Source organism: Pantoea sp. F_5 (assembly GCF_008631595.1).
Taxonomy (GTDB): Bacteria; Pseudomonadota; Gammaproteobacteria; order Enterobacterales; family Enterobacteriaceae; genus Pantoea; species Pantoea gossypiicola.
Window position 1 is genome coordinate 69,141 of the sequence record NZ_VWUO01000004.1, and the last position, 21,528, is coordinate 90,668.

At 57.4% G+C, this 21,528-nt stretch carries 24 protein-coding genes; 13 read left to right on the plus strand and 11 right to left on the minus strand.

What is annotated here, in order from left to right; all coding sequences use genetic code 11:
• Positions 1-10 precede the first annotated feature (10 nt).
• The 8 genes from F3I44_RS06950 (at position 11) to F3I44_RS06985 (ending at position 5,365) form a co-directional block, all read left to right on the plus strand.
• Entirely contained in the window at positions 11-325 is a 315-nt protein-coding gene (locus F3I44_RS06950) for a PTS sugar transporter subunit IIB (RefSeq protein ID WP_013357820.1), read from the plus strand.
• The gene (locus tag F3I44_RS06955) at positions 318-1,685 is read left to right on the plus strand and encodes a PTS sugar transporter subunit IIC (protein WP_033732644.1); all 1,368 of its coding nucleotides are present in this window, start codon (positions 318-320) and stop codon (positions 1,683-1,685) included. Before F3I44_RS06950 ends, F3I44_RS06955 begins: the two co-directional genes overlap by 8 nt.
• A complete protein-coding gene (locus F3I44_RS06960; protein WP_150010027.1) occupies positions 1,672-2,514 on the plus strand; it encodes a class II fructose-bisphosphate aldolase in 843 nt (280 codons plus the stop codon). Before F3I44_RS06955 ends, F3I44_RS06960 begins: the two co-directional genes overlap by 14 nt.
• Positions 2,515-2,608: 94 nt before the next feature.
• On the plus strand, positions 2,609-2,878 hold the full coding sequence (locus F3I44_RS06965; RefSeq protein ID WP_150010029.1) for a hypothetical protein: 270 nt from the start codon (positions 2,609-2,611) through the stop codon (positions 2,876-2,878).
• Positions 2,879-2,887: 9 nt separating this feature from the next.
• Positions 2,888-3,325: a PTS sugar transporter subunit IIA gene (locus F3I44_RS06970; protein ID WP_033732648.1), complete on the plus strand. Its 438-nt coding sequence runs from the start codon at positions 2,888-2,890 to the stop codon at positions 3,323-3,325.
• Positions 3,322-3,945 (plus strand): AAA family ATPase, encoded by a 624-nt coding sequence (locus F3I44_RS06975; RefSeq protein WP_150010031.1) that lies wholly within the window; start codon positions 3,322-3,324, stop codon positions 3,943-3,945. The genes F3I44_RS06970 and F3I44_RS06975 overlap by 4 nt, the downstream gene beginning before the upstream one ends.
• The gene (locus F3I44_RS06980; RefSeq protein ID WP_150010033.1) at positions 3,914-4,354 is read left to right on the plus strand and encodes a thiol-disulfide oxidoreductase DCC family protein; all 441 of its coding nucleotides are present in this window, start codon (positions 3,914-3,916) and stop codon (positions 4,352-4,354) included. Before F3I44_RS06975 ends, F3I44_RS06980 begins: the two co-directional genes overlap by 32 nt.
• A 111-nt stretch (positions 4,355-4,465) precedes the next feature.
• A complete protein-coding gene (locus tag F3I44_RS06985; protein ID WP_150010035.1) occupies positions 4,466-5,365 on the plus strand; it encodes a LysR family transcriptional regulator in 900 nt (299 codons plus the stop codon).
• On the opposite strand, the gene F3I44_RS06990 is transcribed toward F3I44_RS06985, so the two are convergent.
• Entirely contained in the window at positions 5,340-6,149 is an 810-nt protein-coding gene (locus F3I44_RS06990) for a substrate-binding domain-containing protein (protein WP_150010037.1), read from the minus strand. The two genes, F3I44_RS06985 and F3I44_RS06990, sit on opposite strands and share 26 nt — an antisense overlap.
• Positions 6,150-6,159: 10 nt before the next feature.
• On the minus strand, positions 6,160-7,464 hold the full coding sequence (locus tag F3I44_RS06995) for an MFS transporter (protein ID WP_370452831.1): 1,305 nt from the start codon (positions 7,462-7,464) through the stop codon (positions 6,160-6,162).
• 314 nt (positions 7,465-7,778) lie between these two features.
• Between F3I44_RS06995 and F3I44_RS07000 the strand changes: the two genes are divergently transcribed.
• Positions 7,779-8,672, plus strand: a complete 894-nt coding sequence (locus F3I44_RS07000; RefSeq protein WP_150010041.1) for a dihydrodipicolinate synthase family protein — start codon at positions 7,779-7,781, stop codon at positions 8,670-8,672.
• Between the two features lie 12 nt (positions 8,673-8,684).
• On the opposite strand, the gene F3I44_RS07005 is transcribed toward F3I44_RS07000, so the two are convergent.
• From F3I44_RS07005 to F3I44_RS07015, 3 genes are all read right to left on the minus strand, one after another.
• Positions 8,685-9,179 carry an ATP-binding protein gene (locus F3I44_RS07005; protein WP_150010043.1) on the minus strand — a complete coding sequence of 165 codons (495 nt, stop codon included), beginning with the start codon at positions 9,177-9,179 and terminating at the stop codon, positions 8,685-8,687.
• A 307-nt stretch (positions 9,180-9,486) separates the two neighbouring features.
• A complete protein-coding gene (locus F3I44_RS07010) occupies positions 9,487-9,726 on the minus strand; it encodes a hypothetical protein (RefSeq protein WP_150010045.1) in 240 nt (79 codons plus the stop codon).
• A gap of 264 nt (positions 9,727-9,990) precedes the next feature.
• Positions 9,991-10,320, minus strand: coding sequence for a cupin domain-containing protein (locus F3I44_RS07015; protein ID WP_150010047.1), 330 nt, complete (start codon positions 10,318-10,320; stop codon positions 9,991-9,993).
• Positions 10,321-10,459: 139 nt separating this feature from the next.
• Here F3I44_RS07015 and F3I44_RS07020 point away from each other — a divergent pair, with 139 nt between their 5' ends.
• A complete protein-coding gene (locus F3I44_RS07020) occupies positions 10,460-11,098 on the plus strand; it encodes an RpiB/LacA/LacB family sugar-phosphate isomerase (RefSeq protein WP_150010049.1) in 639 nt (212 codons plus the stop codon).
• 65 nt (positions 11,099-11,163) lie between these two features.
• Here the strand turns inward: F3I44_RS07020 and F3I44_RS07025 are convergent, their stop codons facing one another.
• The 6 genes from F3I44_RS07025 to F3I44_RS07050 form a co-directional block, all read right to left on the minus strand.
• The gene (locus F3I44_RS07025) at positions 11,164-11,928 is read right to left on the minus strand and encodes an ABC transporter ATP-binding protein (RefSeq protein ID WP_150010051.1); all 765 of its coding nucleotides are present in this window, start codon (positions 11,926-11,928) and stop codon (positions 11,164-11,166) included.
• Positions 11,929-11,938: 10 nt separating this feature from the next.
• Entirely contained in the window at positions 11,939-12,805 is an 867-nt protein-coding gene (locus tag F3I44_RS07030) for an ABC transporter ATP-binding protein (RefSeq protein WP_150010326.1), read from the minus strand.
• Positions 12,777-13,682: an ABC transporter permease gene (locus F3I44_RS07035; protein WP_150010053.1), complete on the minus strand. Its 906-nt coding sequence runs from the start codon at positions 13,680-13,682 to the stop codon at positions 12,777-12,779. Before F3I44_RS07035 ends, F3I44_RS07030 begins: the two co-directional genes overlap by 29 nt.
• Positions 13,679-14,710, minus strand: coding sequence for an ABC transporter permease (locus tag F3I44_RS07040; protein ID WP_150010055.1), 1,032 nt, complete (start codon positions 14,708-14,710; stop codon positions 13,679-13,681). The genes F3I44_RS07035 and F3I44_RS07040 overlap by 4 nt, the downstream gene beginning before the upstream one ends.
• Positions 14,707-16,338, minus strand: a complete 1,632-nt coding sequence (locus F3I44_RS07045) for an ABC transporter substrate-binding protein (RefSeq protein WP_150010057.1) — start codon at positions 16,336-16,338, stop codon at positions 14,707-14,709. The genes F3I44_RS07040 and F3I44_RS07045 overlap by 4 nt, the downstream gene beginning before the upstream one ends.
• Before the next feature lie 90 nt (positions 16,339-16,428).
• Positions 16,429-17,583 carry a mandelate racemase family protein gene (locus F3I44_RS07050; RefSeq protein ID WP_150010059.1) on the minus strand — a complete coding sequence of 385 codons (1,155 nt, stop codon included), beginning with the start codon at positions 17,581-17,583 and terminating at the stop codon, positions 16,429-16,431.
• A 346-nt stretch (positions 17,584-17,929) separates the two neighbouring features.
• On the opposite strand from F3I44_RS07050, the gene F3I44_RS07055 reads away from it, so the two are divergent.
• The 3 genes from F3I44_RS07055 to F3I44_RS07065 all read left to right on the plus strand — a co-directional run bounded on the left by F3I44_RS07055 (position 17,930) and on the right by F3I44_RS07065 (position 20,932).
• Positions 17,930-19,045, plus strand: coding sequence for an ABC transporter substrate-binding protein (locus F3I44_RS07055; RefSeq protein ID WP_150010061.1), 1,116 nt, complete (start codon positions 17,930-17,932; stop codon positions 19,043-19,045).
• Between the two features lie 165 nt (positions 19,046-19,210).
• Positions 19,211-19,618, plus strand: coding sequence for a DUF2231 domain-containing protein (locus tag F3I44_RS07060; RefSeq protein ID WP_013357848.1), 408 nt, complete (start codon positions 19,211-19,213; stop codon positions 19,616-19,618).
• A 12-nt stretch (positions 19,619-19,630) separates the two neighbouring features.
• The gene (locus tag F3I44_RS07065; protein ID WP_150010063.1) at positions 19,631-20,932 is read left to right on the plus strand and encodes a sorbosone dehydrogenase family protein; all 1,302 of its coding nucleotides are present in this window, start codon (positions 19,631-19,633) and stop codon (positions 20,930-20,932) included.
• Positions 20,933-21,528 lie beyond the last annotated feature (596 nt).

Below are 21,528 nucleotides of genomic sequence, written 5' to 3' on the forward strand. Positions count from 1 at the left end.
GGAAAAAACCATGCTGAAAATACTCTGTGTCTGTGGTTGTGGATTAGGTTCCAGTTTTGCAATTGAGATGAGCGCAAAAGCAGTATTAAAAAAGCTGGAAATTGAGGCTGATATCGATCACACCACCATTTCAGAAGCGAATGCCTTTAAGTCAGATATGATCCTGACGCAAAAAGCCTTTGCCGATGTTTTAAACGCCGACGCCAGTCCGGAGCAGATTAAACGGGTCATTATTCTTAACCGGCTGACCGATAAAGCGGAAATAGAGCAGAAGATCCTGGCCTTTTTAAAAGAACGCAACCAGAAGGTCGCCGCCCATGAATAGTGTGATCGACTTCCTGGTAAAAGATCTGCTGGGGCAGGCGTCGATTCTGATCGCCTTTATTGCCCTGATTGGTCTGCTGCTGCAAAAAAAATCGGCAGGCAAGGTGGTGGAAGGCACCTTTAAAACCCTGCTCGGCTTTTTAATTATGATGGCGGGTATCAATATTATTGTGGGCACCCTGACGTTCCTCAATACTATTTTCACCCATGGCTTTGGCATGCGCGGCTATATCACCGATGTGGCCGCCATTGCCGGGCTGGCTAACCGTGAGCTGGGGTCGGAAGTGGCGCTGACACTGCTGGTGATCTTTATCGTCAACATCATCATCGCCCGACTGACGCCGTTTAAGTACATCTTCCTGACCGGCCAGGCGTTGCTGTGGATGGCGACCATTGGCGCGGTGATCGGCTATAAAGCGGGGCTGACCGGCCTGCCGCTGATTCTGACCGGCGGCATCTTTGGCGGGATTATGGCGGTCGTGATGCCCGCGCTGGCGCAGCCAGTGGTGCGGCGCATCACCGACTCGGACGACGTGGCACTGGGTCATTTCTGCACCATCGGTTATCTGGTCACGGCGGCGGTCGCCAAAGTGGTTGGCAAAGGATCGCGTTCCACCGAAGACCTGAAGCTGCCCGATAACTTTAAGTTTCTGCAGGATACCTATCTGTCGATGGCGCTGGTGATGGTGCCAATGTACCTGATCCCCGCCGTGGCAGCCGGTCCGGCCTTCATTGCCCAGTACAGCAACGGCATGAACTACCTGATGTACGCCTTTATGCAGTCGATTCAGTTCGTGGCCGGGGTCTTCGTGCTCTACAGCGGCGTCCGCCTGCTGCTGAACGAACTGGTGCCTGCCTTCCGGGGTATCGCGATGCGCGTGGTGCCAGATGCGAAACCGGCGCTGGACTGCCCGGTGATGTTTCCGTACGCCCCGAATGCGGTGATTGTCGGCTTCCTTGCCACCACCCTTGGCTCCATCGTCGGCATGCTGGTCTTCCCGATGTTTGGTCTGGCGATGATCCTGCCTGGCCTGCTGACCAACTTCTTTGCCGGTGGCACCGCCGGAGTATTTGGTAATGCCATGGGCGGGCGGCGCGGCGCGATGATCGGCGGCTTCGTCCACGGTCTCTTTATCACCATTCTGCCCGCCATCCTGGTGCCGATGCTGGAGAGCTACGGCTTCACCGGCGTCACCTTCAGTGACTCCGACGTGATCAGTACCGGCCTGGTGCTTGGTCATGCCTTCCAGAATAACTGGCTGTTTGTCGCCCTGTTTATCGCCTTTATTACCGCGCTTGCCTGGTTTGTTAATGGCAAATCGACCAAACCTCAGGAGGAAAAAATTCATGAAACTTTATAACTTCGCCGATCTGTTACAGCTGGCCAAACAGCGTGACTTTAAAGCGGTCGGTTCGTTTAATCTCCACTGTCTGGAGATGCTGCCCGCCTATTTTAAAGCGGCAGAGAAAACCAACAGCCCGTTAATGATTCAAATCTCCACCGGCACGGCGAAATATCTCGGCCATAAACTGCTGGTCGATGCGATTAAATCGCTATCAGAGAGTACGAATGTGCCGACCTGCCTGCATCTCGATCACTGTTCCGATTTAGCGGCGATTCAGACGGCGATTGATGCCGGATTCAGTTCTGTCATGTACGACGGCTCACATCTGCCCATTGATGAGAATATTGCGAATACCCGTCGTGTGATTGATATGGCGCGGCCACACAATGTCTCGGTAGAAGCGGAGCTGGGTGCCATCGGCGGGTCGGAAGATGGTCAATGCGTAGAGATGGAGGCGATAGCGTTCACGCCGGTGGAAGATGCTCGCCGCTTCGTTGAAGAGACCGGCGTCGATATGCTGGCGATCTCCATCGGCACCGTGCACGGGCTTTACACCGGTAAAGCGCATATTCAGCATCAGCGGCTGGCAGATATTACGGCGGCAACCCATACGCCCCTGGTGCTGCACGGCGGTACTGGCGTCAGCGATGAGGATATGCGGCTGGCGGTCAGCAGCGGAATTGAGAAGGTGAATGTCGGCACCGAAATGAATGTGCAGTGGGTGGCGCAGTGCAAATCGACCTTCGAAAAAGGCAAAGTTAATGACAGCGTACGTAATTTCCTGGTACCGGCTAATGATGCGGTGACGAATGTGCTGGTAGAGAAAATGCAGTTATTCCGGTAATTACCCGTGCCGCCATCACCGGGTTAATGCGTTAACGATCTTTTATTCACTGTTTAGATTAGCTACCCCAATATTATATGGGGCAGGAGAGCCTATGTTTGGATTTCTCAAAAAGTCTCCGGCTGTGGAACCACTCAGCGAGCAGCAGCAGGATCATCTGGCGGAATTAAGTCGCGAGAAAATAACGCAACTGGAGCAGCAGCTGGCAATGAATCCGCGTGATGGCGAAACGCAAAAACAATTAATGCTGGAATATAACCGGGCATTAAGCCTGTTTGCGAAAAGCCGTCGCTACCGCAATGAAATTGATGCGCTGTTTGTCAAAATCGATGAATTACGCAATGTGGTTCGCCAGTCGATTTAAGGAGAGCTGATGACGATAAAGCAGTTATTGCAGGAGGCCAACGCCATTCAGATTGGCATCGATGCCACGGACTGGCGTCAGGTTATCGCGCTGGCCGCCGAACCGCTGGTCAGCGGCGGTTATCTTGATGCCACCTATCCTGATGCCGTGATCGCCAATACGCTGGCTCACGGCGCTTATTATGTGTTTGAGGAGGGGATCGCCATTCCCCATGCGCGACCGGAAGCGGGGGTGATCCGCGACTGTTTCAGTCTGATCCTGCTGAATGAGCCGATCTCATTTGAGGGCAGCGATAAGGCGGACATTGTGATTATGTTTGGCGCACGCGACAGCAACGCGCATATTGAAGAGGGGATCCGCGCGATTGTGTCGCTGCTGGAGGATGAGGAGACGCTGGTCCGGCTACGTCAGGCCAGCAGTGTGGCGGAGGTTATCGACATTCTATGACGCAAAACATTCCCCCCAAACGTGTGGTGCTGGTTAACGGCATCCCCGCCTCAGGTAAAAGCACCCTGACGCACGCGCTGTCACAATACTTTGGCTGGCCGGTGCTGACCCTCGACAGGCTGAAAGAGCCGTTTATGCAGGCTTTTGCGCCGGTCGATCGCTCGCGTAACCGGCAACTGGGCTGCGCGGCTTATCAGGCGATCTGGAACATCGTCGAACAGGCATCCGCCAGTCAGGTCTGGCTGATTGATGCCTGGTTTGGGTTTCAGCCGCGCACGCTGCTGGAGCAGGGACTGCAACAGGCTGGCGTCGAAGAGGTGCTGGAACTGTGGCTGAAGATTGCGCCGGAGGTGGCGGTGGCGCGCTATCAGGCGCGGCTGTCGCAGCGGCTGCCGGGCCATCCGGGGGCTGAGTATCTGCCGGAGTTGCGCCAGCTGGCGCAACAGGCCAGGCCGATGGCGCTGGGTCCGGTGTGTGAAGTGGATGCCTGCGCTCAGGATCACGCGGCCATTATCCACTGGCTGCAACAGCAACTGACCAGAACCCGCTACACTTCAGCTCATCATCAGAAGAGTGAGGAGTTGCAGGATGTCATCACCCCCGTATCTGCAAACCGGTGAAAGCGCCGTACTCTATGACGGCGTCTGTAAGCTGTGTAACGGCTGGGTTCAGTTTCTGCTGCGTCACCATCTGGCGCGGCAGGTCCGTTTTGCCTCGGTGCAGAGCGAGCAGGGCAAAGCACTGTTGCGCTGGGCCGGGATGCCGGAAGAGAACATCAGCACCATTGTCTACATTGATGGTAATCAGCACTGGCTGCGGGCGCAGGCGGTGTTCCGCGTGATGCAGCATCTGCCTGCCCCGTGGCGCGGGCTGGCAGTGCTGCGCCACTTTCCCGACGCGATCGGTAATTTTGCCTACGATCGCATCGCCTTAAACCGCTATAAGCTGTTTGGCCGCTACAGCAGCCAGCACGCCATCCAACCCGATTATCCGGGTCGATTCCTGCATAAGGTGGAGCCGTCCCATTAAGGTTTTACCTTCAGCTGCAGGCGGCAATGAGGTCAGTGAGAGCAATGATGTTATTGTTACGTTTCCTCAATGTTAATCGCCAGCACTGACAGACCACGGATAGAAGGACTTATGCCGGTTAATTTCGATCTCAATGACCTCTACGCGTTTCGCGCGCTGGTGGAGTTTGGCAATTTTCGTCTGGCGGCGGAATCGATCTGCCTTTCGCAATCGGCGCTGAGCCGCCGCATCGACAAGCTTGAAACCACGCTGGGAATCAAACTGTTTGAGCGGACCACGCGCCGCGTCACGCTGACGCTGAAAGGGCATGCGTTTGCTCAGCGTTCGGAGAAGCTGCTGGCCGATTTTGAAGAGGTGATGGCCGATCTGAGTGAAATAAGCTTAGCCCGCACCGGCCTGATTACTGTGGCCTGTGTGCCGTCAGCCGCCTACTACTTTATGCCCAGCATCATCCGGCTGTTTCAGGCGCGCTATCCAAAGGTGCGGGTGAAGCTGATTGATAGCAGCGCGGCCAACGTCTATGACGCGGTTATTGGCGGGCAGGCCGACTTCGGCATCAGTTTTTCCAGCCGCTCGCAGCCGGATGTGCACTTCCAGCCGCTGATGGACGACCCATATGTGGCGGCCTGTCGGCGTGACCATCCGATAGCAGGCAAAAAGAGTCTGAGCTGGCAGGCGTTTTATCAGTATGAGTGGGTCGGACTCGATAAGACTTCCGGCAATCGCAACCTGCTGGACCAGGCGTTGCAGGCGATCATGCCGGAGAAGCCCTGTGTCTGTGAAACCCGGCACGTGACTACCATGCTGGGGATGGTTGAGGCGGGGCTTGGCATTGCTGCCGTCCCCGCCATGTCGATGCCCGGCTACGATCACGCTCTGCTGATGGCGGTGCCGTTAACCGATCCGCAGGTGAAGCGCACTGTAGGCCTGTTGCGTAAAAATGGCCGGATGCTCTCGCATATCGCCAGCGAACTGGAAAATCTGATTATTGAACAGTATCAGCGACTTTAGCCGGTTTTGACGCCTTCACGCTGTGCAGGCCGCTGGCGTGTACTGCCTGCTGTGCCTCAGGCGAGGCGAGCCAGTGCAGCAGCTTCGCCGACTCGTCGGGCTGCGCTGAGCTGCGTACTACGGCACCGGCAAAGCGGGTAGTGTATTGCAGCTTGTCCGGCAGTTCGCCAATAAAAGTAACGCCCGATACCGGCAGCAGCTCACTGACCTGCTGAAAGCCGATGGCGTAGTTACCGGCCGCGACCTCAGAGGCCACCGGGATGCGCTCAACTTTGACCGCCTTCGCTTTCACCTGATCCTCAATGCCCAGTCGGCTGAAGAGCTGGCTGCTGACATATTTGCCGCTGGCGCTGTCAGAGTAGGCGATGGAAGAGGCGTTCAGCAGGGCAGTACGCAGCTCGATTTCGCTGCCGATTTTAACCGGTGTGGCACCCTGTTTAATCACTGCACCGATGCGCGAGTCCGCCAGCTCAACCCGTGAACCCGGCAGCGTTGCGCCCTTTTTTTGCAGATCGCTTAACGCATCGCCCACCATAATCACCACATCAGCCGGTTCACCACGCGCCAGCCGCGCCGGAATCGCCTGTGGCGTCTTGCCCATCGACGGACCGGCCACCGTGTTAATGGTGATCCCTTCACGCTGGGCGAAGCGGGGCGAGAGCGTATCCCATGCCGCTTTAAATCCGCCCGAGATCATTACCGTCAGCTCTTTTGCCTGCGCCGTGGCACTGCCCGCCACACTGAACAGCAGGGCAGCGTACAGCGACATCGTTTTCAGTTTCATCTTCAATTCCTCAGCTAACGGTTTTATGGACAGGTGATACGGCACTGCGGGTGCGGCGATAGAGATACAGTGTTGCGCCCAGTGCGCAGAGAGCCGCGAAACTCATCCAGTAACCTGGCGAAGCTTTGTCGCCGGTCAGCTCGATCAGGCCAGTCGACATCACCGGGGTAAAGCCACCAAACACCGCCGTTGCCAGGCTATAGGCTAGCGAGAATCCCGCCACACGGACTTCCCCTGGCATGATTTCGGTCAGTGCCGGGATCATCGCGCCGTTGTAGAGGCCATAAATCATTGAAAGCCACAGCAGCACGCCCAGCATCATGGAAAAGCCCGGTGCCGCTGCCAGCATGCTCAGGGCTGGATAGCTGGTAGCGATCGCCAGCAGGGTCATGGCAACCAGGACAGGTTTGCGGCCAAAACGGTCGGAGATCGCGCCGCCAATCGGCAGCCAGATGAAGTTCGACACCGCCACCAGCAGCGTCACCAGCAGGCTGTCCGAGGCGCTCAGCAGCAGGACTTTCTTGCCAAAGGTCGGCGCGTAAACCGTAATCAGGTAAAACGCCGTGGTGGTCATCGCGACCATCAGCATCCCGGCAATCACCACCTGCCAGTTACTGAGCAGAATGCGGAACACCTGTTTCACATCAGGATGACTGCGACGACTGCTGAACTCCTGCGTCTCTTCCAGCTTGCGACGCAGCACGAAGATAAACGGCACAATCAGGCAGCCAAACAGGAACGGAATGCGCCAGCCCCATTCGCGGATAGCACTTTCTTCCAGCACGGCGTTAAGGATAAAGCCCATCGCCGCCGCCACCATAATCGCGACCTGCTGACTGCCCGACTGCCAGCTGGTGTAAAAGCCTTTGCGGCCCGGCGTCGCGATCTCGGCCAGATAAACCGACACGCCGCCCAGCTCTGCACCGGCGGAGAAACCCTGTAGCAGTCTGCCGATCAGCACCAGCAGCGGTGCCCACAGGCCAATGCTCTGGTAAGAGGGGATGAGCACGATCATAAAGGTGCCCGCCGCCATGATGGAGAGCGTGACGATCAGCCCCTTACGACGGCCGACCTTATCGATGTACGCCCCCAGCACCACTGCGCCAATGGGGCGCATCAGGAAGCCTGCACCAAAGACGGCAAAGGTCATCATCAGTGAGGCAAACTCACTGCTGGCCGGGAAGAAGGTATGGGCGATATAGGTGGCATAAAAACCGAACAGGAAGAAATCGAACTGTTCGAGAAAATTGCCGGAGGTAACACGAAATATAGCGCCAATCCTGGCGCGGTGAGTCATGGGTGAGGTTGTCTGCATCAGTAACTCCAGTAAGGTATGACGCTTTTTGCCGCGCCTGTGACTGAAGAGTGGATCAGCGCCCGGCGCTAAATAAGTGCAAAAAGGACAATGATTAATGTGTGTTCCGCATGATTGCCTGGTGTTATCATTTAAAACCTCTTTGATTCAAAAGGTTAAACTAACAGTCGATTTTTTGAATGTGTTGGCAGGTCTGAGACGAGTTTGCGGAATTGTGACAGAATTCATAAGCGTGTTACGGGCTGGAGCAGTCGGAAATCACTCTCAGGCTCCGGTTCTTAGTACCCGTCACCCTCGATAAACAGGAGCAGACCATGTTTGCAGGACTCAGTGCCTTTCCCCTTACTCCCTTTGCAGAGGGTAAACCCGATGAAGCGGCCTTTCTGCGGCTGCTGAGCAGGCTGACGGAGGCAAAGGTCGACTCCCTTGGCGTGCTGGGATCAACCGGCAGCTATGCGTATCTGACCCGCACGCAGCGCAGGCGCATCGCAACGCTGGCAGTGGAACATGCAGATTCGATTCCGGTGATGATCTGCGTGGGTGCGGTGAGCACCGATGAGGTGCTGGCGCTGGCGGAAGATGCGCAGCAGGCGGGTGCCGCCGCGTTACTGCTGCCGCCGCTGGGTTATCAGGCATTGAAAGAGGAGGAAGTGTTCACGCTTTATGAGACCGTGACGCGTCACGCCTCGGTGCCGATCTGCATTTATGACAATCCGGGCAGCACCCATTTTACGTTTTCGGATGCGCTGCTGGGCCGCATCGCTGAACTGCCTGGTGTGGGTTCAGTGAAAATTCCGGGTGTACCGGCGGAGCAATCCGCGGCGAATGATCGCCTCATGCAACTGCGCGGCACGCTGCCTGCTTCCGTGTCGATTGGTGTTAGCGGTGATGCCTCTGCTGGCAACGGGTTGATTGCGGGCTGCGATGGCTGGTATTCGGTGTGCGGCGGGCTGTTTCCGCGCGTGGCAAAAGCGATGACCGAGGCGGCAACCGCAGGCAATTATGCAAGCGTCAGAGCACAGTCCGATCGTCTTCAGCCGTTGTGGGCACTGTTCCGCCAGCACGGCGGGAGTTTCCGGGTAATCAGCGCTGCGGCAGGGCTGCTGGGGCTGACCGAACGAGACTGCCTGCCACGTCCGCTGTTGCCGCTTTCCGCTGCCGACTGTCGGGCGATTGCTGACGTGCTGGCCGCTCTTGAACTCACCTGATATCAGAAGACGTCAACCGTGGCGCACCAGGTTAAAACCTTCTGCCTCGTGTGGCGGTTCAAAATAGCGGGTAATCAGCGCGAACTGCTCGTCCGTTGCAGCAAAGGCGTGTTCGCCACCCTGATTACGGGCGTGCAGACGCGATTTACACAGCGCGTCTGGCACGTCCAGATAATGCAGGCGATGATCAGCAGAAGACGCCTCTATCACCGAGCGCAGCCAGTCACGATTGGCTCGGGTGTTGGCCGGGAAATCGAGCACCACCGATACCCCTGCCTTAAGCAGCGCTACCAGATGGGGCGTTATCGCCTTCCTGAGTTTTGTCGCAACGCGCACGTAATCGGCCACTGAATGCATCTCGTCCTGGTAGAGCGCGGCCAGCCACTGATCCTCACTGATGACGACGTAACCGGGCAACGTACCCAGCTGAGCCGCCAGCGTCGATTTCCCCGAAGCCATTTTTCCACACAGCAGATGCAGTGTGGCAGGTGCAGAGGTCATGAACATGTCACTCCTTTAACAGACGGGTAATAAACCGTGCGGCCGGAGTAAGCCACGTCTCGTCGATGTGCGATTCAGGCTAACAAAAGCGTGGAGGGATAAGCAATGAGAGGATGGGGGATTGTAAGCAAACCTGCATTGACCACCCGGATCAGCATCCGTTGCTACAGGCAATTGGGTGTTGGGAACAGCAGGTAATTTTTAGATGAACATAAATACGCCTGAACGGCGAAGTGCGGTCAGGCGAATGTGCAAAATATCGATTGAGGTCCCGAAGCGTAGTGAATCTGCGCTATACAGCCAGCCACAGCCATCATTTTTGCGCCATCAGCAACGTCAGCAGTTCGCGACAGCACGCTTCTTCTTCGGCGCTGTCCGCGGAAGCCAGATGACGCAGCAGTTCCATGCAGCTTTTTTCTTTACCTGCTTCCAGTAACTCCTCAATCAGAAAATTGAGTTTGTCCTGCTCAGAAGCGGCAAAGGATGATGTGAACTCATTTTTGACCGGGATGGTAGGGTTCACCGGCAGGGTCAGCGTGTTTTGCATTGGCATATTATCGTCCTGTTTCGGGTTAAAAAATGGACTGGTGTGGTTATTAAACTTATACAACGATCCGGTTTTTGTACAGAAATCTGCCTGAATGATTTTTAAGCCGGCGCTAAGCGTAGCGCGGTTCCAGAGGAAGTACCGGCTAATCATTCAGTTAGCAGTGAAGGGAATGTCAGAGAAATTGCACCGGTTTTAAGTCAAATCCGGCGGGCAGGTCAAAGACACAGCACAGGTCAGTCAGACAAGCGGCCCATCGGGCCGCATGAGTTATTTAGCGGCGAGAAAATCTTCGCGTTGCGGCGTAAAGGTATCCAGCAGCACACCCGCCTCCAGACAAACGCAACCATGAACCACATCAGGAGCTTTGTAGAGTGTATCCCCCGGACCCACTTCCCGCGTTTCACCCTCAATGGTGAAAGCAAAGCGTCCGCTCAGTACATAGGTCAGCTGCTCATGGGGATGGTGATGCAGCGGGCCAGTCGCCCCTTTTTCAAAACGGACTTCAACTGCCATCATTGTGCCCCCATGCGCCAGCACGCGGCGGGTCACGCCACCACCCAGATCGTCCAGTGGCTGGTCTTTATGATAAATAAACATCGGAACCCTCATGCGGTAACAGGCACTGCAATGGCCGTTTTGTGATGGCTCTCACAGCGCGCAGGTGAATTAGCCCATGCACTTTAGTGCTTTTTCATTAAAATGAAACGGTGTTTCAATTAATTTATAAGGGTAGATCATGAAAATCGCATTAATGATGGAAAACAGCCAGGCCGCTAAAAACGTTACCGTGCTGAAAGAACTGGAAGGCGTCGCACAGCCGCTGGGCCATCAGGTCTTCAACGTCGGGATGAGCGATGAGCAGGATCACCATCTGACCTACATTCACCTCGGTATTCAGGCCAGCATACTGCTCAACAGCCAGGCAGTGGATTTCGTGGTCGCGGGCTGCGGTACCGGGCAGGGCGCGCTGATGTCGCTTAACATCCATCCGGGCGTCAACTGCGGCTACTGTATCGATCCGGCGGATGCCTACCTGTTTGCCCAGATTAACAACGGTAACGCACTGGCGCTGCCGTTTGCCAAAGGATTTGGCTGGGGCGCAGAACTGAATCTGCGCTTTATCTTTGAAAAGGCGTTCACCGGTGAGAAGGGCAATGGCTATCCGCCAGAGCGTAAAGAGCCGCAGGTACGCAATGCCGGTCTGCTGAATCAGGTTAAGGCTGCGGTGATCAAAGATAACTATCTCGACACCCTGCGCGCCATCGATCCTGAACTGGTACGTACCGCTGTCAGCGGCCCGCGTTTCCAGCAGTGCCTTTTTGAGCATGGTAAAAATCAGGAGATCGTTGCTTTTGTGCGTCAGCTGACGCACTAAGCCATCCGATTTCACGAGGCCGGTCTGACCGGCCTTTTTTATCTTCTCTCTGCGACCATTACTCTTCAGCTCTGCTGCGCAAGTGCCGGAGGTTTGTGGCGACTCGCCTCTACCAGCATCCGCGTATAGGGCATCGCGGCGCGATCGGCCACCAGCGTCGGCACATCCAGCGTCTCCAGCACCTTACCCTGTTGCATGACCGCCACGCGATGGCAGAGATGCGCCACCACGCCCAGATCGTGCGTTACCATCAGATAGGTCAGGTTCTCCTGCTGCTGCAGATCGCTGAGCAGATTCAGGATCTCCGCCTGCACCGAAACATCCAGTGCAGAAGTCGGCTCATCCAGCAGCAGTACGCGCGGCTCTAAAATCAGCGCCCTGGCAATCGCCACGCGCTGACGCTGGCCTCCCGAAAGCTGGTGCGGATAGCGCGTCTGCCAGGCGCGATTTAGCCCGACCTTATCCAGCATCGCCACCACCCGCTGCTGGCGCTGCCCGATACCCTGAATCTGCAACGGCTCTTCCAGGATGTCACCCAGCGTGTGACGCGGATGCAGCGAACCATAAGGGTCCTGAAACACCATCTGCACCTGACGACAGCGTGCCCGATCGATGCGGTGCGTCAGTGGCTGGTCATTAATGCTCAGCTCACCCTGCCAGTGAGTAAATAATCCCGCCAGGCACTTTAGTACCGTAGTTTTGCCCGATCCCGACTCGCCCACCAGCCCGAAAATTTCACCCGGTTTCACCTGCAGATTGACGTCGAACAACACCTGACTCCGGCGATCGTCATCACCAAAACTCAGGCTGAGATTTTTCACGTTAATCATCGCGAACTCCTTAGTCCGTCAACCAGCTGGCATGACGTTGTAATACCGGCAGGCGCGTACGCCGGTGATCAAGGTCGGGCAGTGCCGCCAGTAATCCCTGCGTATAGGGATGCTGCGCGCGATCGAGTTCACGGGCGGCCAGCGACTCCACCACGCGTCCGGCATACATCACCAGCACCCGATCGCAGAAGCTGCGCACCAGACTGATGTCGTGGCTGATAAAAATCAGCCCCAGCCCGCGCGCCTTCACCAGATCGTCCAGCAGCGCCAGCACCTGCAGGCGCACCGAGACATCCAGCGCAGAGGTCGGCTCATCGGCAATCACCAGTTCCGGCTCGGTGATCAGCATCATGGCGATCATCACCCGCTGCCCCTGACCGCCGGAAATCTCATGAGGATAGAGCTGATATACCCGCTCAGGATCGCGGATCTGCACCTCTTCCAGCATCGCCAGCGCCCGCTGACGGGCCGCCGCTTTCTGGCCGCGATGATGACTGCGCCAGGCTTCGGCAATCTGCTCGCCCACCCGAATCACCGGGTTCAGGGAATATTTCGGGTCCTGCATAATCATGGAGATGCGTTTGCCGCGAATGGCGCGCATCTGCGCCGGGCTGGCGTGCAGCAGGTCGATATCACCAAACTGCATCCGGCTCGCCTCGATGCGCGCCCTGGCCGGATGCAGCTGCAGCAGGGCGCGGCCCACGGTCGATTTACCGGAGCCGGACTCGCCGACAATCGCCAGCTTCTCCTGACCGAGCTGAAAGGAGACGCCGCGCACCGCCGGGGTGATCTGGCGTCCGTTAACAAAGTTCACGTGCAAATCGCGCACGTCGAGCAACGGCGAGGCGTTACTCACTGCGGGGATCGAGCAGGTCACGTAGGCCATCTCCTAAGAAGTTAAATGCCAGGCTGTTAATCAGGATCGCCAGACCGGGCACGGTAACCACCCACCAGCACTCCAGCATGTAGGTACGGCCGCTGGCGATCATCGCGCCCCATTCCGGATCTGGCGGCTGCGCGCCCAGTCCGAGAAAGCCCAGCCCGGCGGCGGTAAGGATAATGCCCGCCATATTCATGGTGATGCGGATAATCACCGACGGCAGGCAGAGCGGAATAATATGTTTCCACAGTACCCGCAGCGGCGACGCACCCTGTAAGCGCACCGCCGAAATAAAGTCCGCCTGACGCAGCGACAGCGTTTCGGCGCGCGCCAGACGGGCAATCGGTGGCCAGGCGGTAAGGGTAATGGCGATCACCACATGCTCCAGACCCGGACCCAGCGCCGCCACAAATGCCAGCGCCAGCACCAGGCTGGGAAAGGAGATGAAGATATCGGTGACGCGCATCAGCACGCTATCGACTTTGCCGCCAAAGTAACCCGCGGTAACGCCCAGCAGCAGGCCCAGCGGTCCGACGGTCACTGAGACCAGCAGCACGATGTAGAGCGTGATGCGCGCACCCCACACCAGACGGCTGAATATATCCCGGCCAAACTCATCAGTGCCGAACCAGTGGGCCGCACCGGGCGGCGTCAGGGCGTTGTTCAGATCCTGAATCAGCGGATGATACGGTGCGATCCAGGGGGCAAACAGCGCCACGATACAGAGCAGCAGCACAATGCCACCGCCGATGGCGGTCAGGGGATTACAGGCCATGCGCCAGAGGAAAGACCCGCAGCGGGCAGCAAATCGCCGACAGCGCGCCAGCCGCTCGCGGGAAGGACTGACAGACGCAGCATCAAACGAGATAGTCATACTTTGGTCCTCGGATCGAAGACCTGGTAGAGCAGGTCGGAGATCAGGTTAAGCAGCACAAAAATCAGACCCACCACCAGCACGCAGCCCATTACCGCATTCATATCGCCCAGCATCAGGCTGCCCGTGAGATAAGAGCCGAAACCGGGCCAGGAGAAGACCGTTTCAATCAGCACGGCACCCTCCAGCAGCGAACCATAGGCCAGCGCCACCACGGTCAGCAGCTGAACCAGGATATTGCGAAACGCGTGCTGCCAGATCACCTGCCATTCGGTCAGGCCTTTGACCCGCGCGGTCAGAATGAACTCCTGCGACAACTGCGCGAGCATAAAACTGCGCGTCATCCGGCTGATGTAAGCCATGGAGTGAAAGCCGAGCAGTGAGGCGGGCAGCACCAGATGATTCAGCGCATTCCGGAACACCTGACCGTTATCCGCCAGCAGGGCGTCAATCAGCATAAAACCAGTGCGGCGCGGCACGATGCCATCCAGGCTGAAGTCCACTCGTCCTGCACCGCCGACCCAGCCGAGATGGGCATAGAACAGCAGCAATCCCATCATGCCAACCCAGAAGATCGGCGTGGAATAACCGGCCAGGCTGAGCATCCGTACCAGATAGTCGATGACGCTGTTACGCCGCGCCGCCGCCAGCACGCCCAGCGGGACGCCCAGCCCTGCGCCAATCACAATTGCCAGCGTGGCCAGCTCAACCGTGGCGGGAAAGACGCGCAGGATGTCATGCATGACCGGCTGGCCGGTGAGCAGCGCGTGGCCCAGGTCGCCATGCAGCAGCGCATTGAGATAGATGCCAAACTGCACCCACAGCGGTTTATCAAAGCCAAGCTGGTGGTAGACCTGCTGATAAGTGGCCTGGTCGGCATCGGGACCGACTATCGCCAGCACCGGATCCAGCGGCATCACCCGGCCAATAAAAAAGGTCAGCAGCAGCAGGCCGAACAGCGTGATTAACACCTGCACCGCGCGATGGCTGATGCGGCGGCACTGATTTCGTGTCAGGGTCAGTATCATGGTGTGCCTCCCGCCAGGGCTTCAGGCGTTTTCCAGACGTCGCGCAGGAAGGTCGTTGCAGAAGGATGCGGCTGATACGCCTGCACACGGTTACTGACCACCACGGAGTCGAGCATTTGTGAAATCGGCATCAGCGCAGGCACCAGCTGGTCATAGCGTTGCTGGATGGCGTAATAGGCCTGCTGCTGGCGGTTTTTGTCACGTTCCACCAGCGCCTGATCGATCATGCGGTTGAGCTGGGCGTCGTAGAAACCGGTTCGCCAGCCCTGGAAGTTAGTCAGCCGGGCGTTGTCGGCATTGTTCGGGTTGTAGACCAGCGCGCGCAGGCTGGAGTGGGGGTGTGGCTCGACGCCGCTGCCGCCGCGTCCGACCAGCAGGCTGAACTGGCGATCGCGCATCGCGCCATAAATCTGGTTGCCGGTGCCGGTAATGATTTTTGCCCGGATGCCGCCCTGCAGCAGCGTTGACTGAATGGCGATGGCAATATTCAGGAACGGCTGATCGGCCAGCACCCGCAGCGTGGTGTCGAAGCCGTCCGGATAGCCGGCTTCAGCCAGCAGCGCACGGGCGCGCGGTACATCAAGCCGGTAACCCGGGTCAGGCAGCGTGGCAGGCATGCCCGCCTGAATCGGGCGCTGATGCAGTTCGCCGTAGCCGGTCATCAGGCTCTTGTTGATGCCCTGATAATCGACCAGGTAGCGGACCGCCTCACGCACCTTAATATTGTCAAAGTGCGGATCTTTCATGCTCATCGCCAGGTAGTAAATTGTCCCTTTTCTGACGGCATCAAGGGTGAGGTCGGGATCGTGACGCAGGGCGCGCACGTCGGGGATCGCCATGTTGCTGGCGATATCGAGATCGCCTTTCTGCATCATCAGCCGCAGGGTCTGCGACTCCTGCAGGTGGCGGAATACCACCCGCGACATCTTCGCCTCACCGCGCCAGTAGTCTGTCGCGCGACTCATGCGCAACACGTCTTTTGCCTGCCAGACATCCAGTCGGAACGGGCCGGAACCCGCTTCATGCGTGGTGAGCCAGCGGTTGCCCCAGTCGCCATCGACTTCATGCTGCTGCACCGTTTTACGGTCCAGCACCACCATGCTGCCCAGCGCCGCCAGCGAGTAGATCACCAGCTGCGGATCGTTGGGTTTAGGCAGGGTGATCACCAGCGTGCGGTCGTCGGGTGCGGTGACCATCTGGTCCACATTGTCGCGGCTGAAACCGTAGGACTTCCACACCGACGCCTGCGCCAGATTCAGATGCAGCACCCGGCGCATCGACCAGACTGCATCGGCGCTGGTGAGCGGATTGCCGGAGTGAAACCTGACGTTGTCGCGCAGGTGAAAGGTCAGGGTGCGGTTATCCGGACTGACTGACCAGCGTTCCGCCAGCGCCGGGCGCACCTCGGTGAGCTGCTGCGGATTCAGCTCCACCAGGCCGTCATAGAGATTCACCACAATGCCGACCACCTCGTTGCCGGTCATCGCGGCCGGATCCAGGGTGAGCAGGTTGTTCATGTTCATGCCGACGATCAGCTGGTCATCCGGGGTCTTTGCCTGGATTGACGCGCTGCCCGTGAGCACCAGCAGCGTGATCAGCCACGCGCCACATCGTTGTGTCAGGGTCATAGGTAAAGTCCAGCAGGTCAGAGGTTTTTCCCGTTTACCGCGTCATCAGGGCTGCGCGGCAACGGGGTTATTATTGTTTGCCGTACTTCATTACCAGCGGTTCAGCGTGTGGGTCTCAATCCAGCTGAAGTTGATATCCTCTCCCAGCCCGCTGCGGGTGGGCAGGGTGACAAAGCCCCGATCGTCCATCGGATCAATCAGGCTGTTGAGATACGCAGGCGGCGTCTCATAATCCAGGAAGGGATGCAGCAGGCCACGCTCATACCAGCGGCAGTTACGGATTGCCCCGACGACCGCCAGGCTGGCTGCGCCGTTGCCGTGAACTTCGCAATCCATGCCGAAGGCTTCCGCCAGACTGGCCACTTTCATCGTGGCGGAGATGCCGCCTACGCCATTGGCCCCGGCACGCAGAATGTCGCAGGCACCAGCACGGACCCAGTCGGCGCGGCTGTGATGTTTGCCGCCCAGGCTCTCCGGGCCGAGCACGTCGATAGAGAGGTTATCCGCCAGCCAGGTGTAAGAGGCCATGCTCTCTTCCTCCATCGGCTCTTCAAACCAGGTGAAGTTAAGCTTCTCCAGCGCCTTGCCGATGGTCAGCGCGTCGCTGCGACTGTACCAGTGGTAGCCGTCCAGCATCAGTGCGATATCCGGGCCAACCGCTTCACGCACCGCGGCGCAGGCTTTGATGTCCATGGTCGGACTGGGTGCAAAGGCGACCGGCGGCATCCAGGTGTGCAGCTTGATTGCCCGATAGCCGCGTGCCACCAGCTTTTCCGCGAACTGTGCGTACTCATCCGGTGTCGATAACCCACCGCTGAGTTCGTCGCCACACATGGTGCTGCCGTAAGCCGGGATCTTCTCGCGATAGCCGCCCAGCAGCTTGTGCACCGGCTGTTTCAGCCTGCGCCCAATCAGATCCCACAGCGCCTGCTCAACAGCGGAGAGCGCACGCTCGGTGAGCTGATGGGCGCTGCCGCGCTGCCAGTGCACCAGATCCTGCCACAGCCGCTCGCGGTCAAAGGCGTTCTGACCGATCAGCACCTTGCGGAAGAAGGCGTTAACGACATGAGATCGCACCACTTCCGGCGGCGCAAAGGCGTAGCCGCAATCGCCATCCTCGCTGGTCAGGGTCAACAGTGCCATCTGCGCATCATTTTCCGGGCCGGGATGGGAGTGGCCGGCGCTGTCGGCAACGCGCCGGGTAGGATAGGTAAAGAGGGTGACATCTATGGCGCTGATCTTCACGGTTATACTCCTGTGGATGACTTCCCAATGGATTATTAAAACGCTGTTTCATTTTTAATCTAGCGTTCACAATTCATTAACGCATTGGCCAAATCGATACGATTAATGGCTAATATGTGTGCAGCCGCCCAGGGTGTTGTGAGCATATTCACGAAAGCTGTCTGTTTTGTGAGCAGCAACACGCTGCGCTTGTTCGCTGATTAACAGCCCTGTTATTGGCCAATTAACCCATTAACCTCGCCGCAAAAAACATTTAACCGGATGACTTCCCCTGAACGTCGTTTTAGGTGATAGTAACGCCGCTTTACATTAATAATTCTCATTATCATTTGTGCGGGTTTTCATAATGAAAAAATGGTTTTTAGCGCTGGGGCTGCTCACGCTGGCAGGGACAGCTTCGGCCAAAATGATTACCGATGTCGCAGGCCGTCAGGTCGAGGTGCCGCAGGAGGCAAAGCGCATCATTCTGGGTGAGGGCCGTCAGATCTATCTGCTGGCCGCATTTGACACCGACGCCCCGTTCAGGCGGGTGATTGGCTGGCGTGATGATCTCCACAAGGCGGACTGGGACGGTTATCAGGCTTATGAAAAGCGCTATCCGGAAATTAAAACATTACCGACCTTCGGCGGCGCGAAAGATGGCACCTTCAATGTCGAGCAGGCGCTGACCCTGAAGCCCGATCTGGTGCTGATGAATCTGGAATCGAAAGCGGCGACCGATGAAGGCAAGCTGATTGAAAAACTGCAGGCGGTCGGCGTGCCGGTGGTGTTTATCGATTTCCGTGAAGCGCCGATGATGAACGCGGAGAAAAGTATCCGCATCATGGGCGAACTGGTGAACAAACCGGCGCGTGCGCAGGAGATTATTACCTTCCGCCAGCAGCAGATTGACCTTGTGACGTCGCGCCTGAAGAACTTTACCGGCTACCGTCCGAAAGTGATGATCGACCGCGCAGGTGGCTACAGTGACGAATGCTGCATGTCGTTTGGTAATGAGAACTTTGGTCAGATGGTGGAGATCGCAGGGGGTCGCAACATCGCAAAAGATCTGATCCCTGGCACCTTCGGCACCGTTAACCCGGAGCAGATTATCGCCAGCCAGCCGGATGTGGTGGTGGTAACCGGCGCGAACTGGAAGAACTACAACACCGTGGGCAAATGGGTCGGCGTCGGTCCTGGCGCGAATGTCACCGACGCGACGGCGCGTCTTAAGGCACTGATGATGCGCGATGCCTTTAAAACCCTGCCGGTAGCACACAATGGCAACGTCCACGCCATCTGGCATCAGTTCTACGACAGCCCGTATCAATTTGTCGCTATCCAGGCGCTGGCGAAATGGCTGCATCCGGATCTGTTTGCCGATGTCGATCCGGATGCCACCTTCCGCACGTTCCACGAGAAGTTCCTGCCGCTGCCTTACCAGCCAGGCTACTGGGTCACCTTACCCGCTGATAAGCCCTGACTGACCGGCGATGACAGGGACGTCATCCGCCTGATTTGCAATTCCCTCCGAATAAACCCTCTGTTTCTCTTCAGATTTACTAATCTTTTACAGGCGCGGGGTCGGATGCTCTGAGCAGCGCGACATCTGACCTGGTCCGCATTCACGTTAAAAATGGAGAGAAACATGCGCAATACCCTGGGAAGATCGGCATTTGCCGTGACGCTGTATGCTCTGCTGGAGCCAGTACCGCTTGGATTCTTTGTGGCGGCCTGGCTGTTTGACATTCTCTACATGCAGACCTTTGTGCAGTTCTGGACGGATGCCGCAGGCTGGCTGATTGCGCTGGGACTGATACTGGCCATCGTGCCACGTCTCATTGCACTGGTTTATCTGTTTCGCGGCAGTGACAGCGCGGAAAAGGGCCATTTCTGGCTCTGGCTGGTGGCCATCATTATCGCTATCGTCAATGCGTTTATTCACAGCCGTGATGCTGCCGCGGTGATCCCGCTGGGCGTAACGCTCTCGACGCTGGTGGTAGCGCTGCTGCTGCTGGCGAATGTGCAACTTGCGTTACGTCAGCGTAGCGCTTAAGGAGGAGCCACCATGAACATACCGCATAAAACGCTGCTCGCGCTGACCCTGACCGCATTGCTGGCAGGCTGCGATGATGGTGCGCTGGTCGATCCGCAAAAGCAGATCGGACCCAATCCCGAACTGCCGCAGGCGCAGAACTTCTTTATGCCGCCGATGCAGGTACCGGAAGGCACGCCCTGGAAAGCCGGTGAAATGCCAAAAGTGGCTGACGGGTTAAAGATTGAAAAGATTGCTGAGAATCTGCAGCATCCGCGTCAGGTCTACGTGCTGCCAAACAATGATGTGCTGGTCGCAGAATCCAACGGCCCCTCAAAACCGACGACCCGACCTAAGCAGCTGATTATGGGCATCGTGCAGAAAGCGTCAGGTAAGGGTGGCGCAGGCGGCAACCGCATTACGCTGCTGCGCAACGTCAATGGCAAATGGGAGCAGCATCGTTTTATCGAGAATCTGCACTCACCGTTTGGCATGCAGTTGATTGGGAATACGCTCTATGTGGCGAATGCTGACAGCCTGGTGAAGTTCCCCTATCGCGAAGGGGACACGGAGATTCGCACTGCTCCTGAAGAGGTAACGGAGCTGCCGGGCGGACCGATTAACCACCACTGGACCAAAGCCCTTTTAGCCAGCCCTGACGGCAGTAAGCTTTATGTGGGCGTCGGCTCCAACAGTAACGTCACCGAAAACGGCATTGGCGCAGAGTATCGCCGGGCAGCGGTGCTGGAGGTGGATGCGGCCAGTGGTGCCAGCCGTATTTACGCCAGCGGTCTGCGCAATCCGACTGGCCTGCAGTGGGAACCGCAGAGCGGCAAGCTGTGGGCGATCGTCAATGAGCGTGATGAAATCGGCTCCGATCTGGTGCCGGACTACATGACCTCGGTGCAGGATAAAGGCTTCTACGGCTGGCCCTACAGCTACTTTGGTCAGCATGTGGATACCCGTGCCGAACCGCAGCGTCCCGACCTGGTTGAGAAGGCGATCAAGCCGGATTATGCCCTGAGTTCGCATGTCGCGCCACTGGGCCTGCTGTTCTACGGTGGTGATAATATGCCGCAGTACCGTGGTGGTGCGTTTATCAGCGAGCATGGCAGCTGGAACCGAACGCCGCTGAATGGCTATAAAGTCGTATGGGTGAAGTTCGAAAACGGTAAGCCGGTGGGTCAGCCGCAGACGGTGGTTTCAGGTTTCCTGACGGACGATGAAAAGCAGGTACGTGGTTTGCCGGTGGGTCTCGCCAGCGATAAACAGGGCGGCGTGCTGATTGCTGACGACGCAGGGAACACCATCTGGCGTATCAGCGCCGCGAAGTAAGTTCTGCGCGGCCTGGGTTATCGCCGTAAAACAGGCATAAAAAAAGGATTTGGCATCGCGCCAAATCCTTTATTTTTTTGTTCGCTTCCCGGCTGGTAACCGCGTTGCGAACGAGGTGCTCAGCACTCTCCACAAGCAAGATTGTAAAATGTGCGGCTAAGGATTTCAAGTTTCGCCAAAATACTGTATGTTTATACATGTGTTGAGTGTTGAGCATCGCCTCATTGTCGACTGGCCGCTCCCAGGGGCACGGTTTTAAAATCCCGGCAGGCATCAGGTGGTGCTGGCCTGTGGCTTTAACCATGAGTGCCGCTCAGCCCTCTCCACAAAGATGTGCTTAGGCGCCCGGCGGGTAGAGTCAAAGCCCTGGTTGCCGAACAGCGCGCTCCTGAAAAAGGAGAAGGAAAGTGATGGAACTGACTAAGCTGATTCTGGATCTTATCCGGGTCATCTTGCAGATCATCGTTGCCCTTATGCAACTGACCGGTCACGCAGGTTAACCGGAACTTGAAACAAGGCGGAGCTAACCACTCCGCCTTTTTTCTGTGTCAATTCTCTGTCATTAAAGGCGGGTAAGGTGGTTCGGCAAAAGCACG